General features: G+C 58.1%; 1 protein-coding gene. It reads left to right on the plus strand.

Features of this window, described 5'->3' with window-relative positions; translation table 11 throughout:
* Positions 1 to 289, plus strand: a 289-nt coding sequence (locus tag Q4528_RS13475) for a hypothetical protein (RefSeq protein WP_303522031.1), incomplete at both ends; no start/stop codon positions are given.

Here is a 289-nt window from a genome sequence, read left to right on the forward strand (position 1 = left end):
GTATGATGGAGCGAATGATCGCAAGCTGTTGGAAGTGTCGCAGGTCGGCATTGCCTTTGCGCGTCGGTCGCTGTTGCAGGGCCAGATCCAGCCGAGTTCGGTCTCTGTGTCTGGTGTGTTCCTTCAGCTGAACCGAACCCCGACGGGGGAATTCGATCTCGCGTTTGGGGATGGGTTGGGGCAGACCGGGCTTGGCGTCAACGGGCTGATTGCGCAGATTGATGAAATCGTATTTCAGCCCCGGTTCTCTGCCTTGCGAACCGTTGACGTCAATGCGGTGACATTGGCC

Source organism: Staphylococcus pasteuri, from assembly GCF_030547725.1.
Classification (GTDB): Bacteria; Bacillota; Bacilli; order Staphylococcales; family Staphylococcaceae; genus Staphylococcus; species Staphylococcus pasteuri.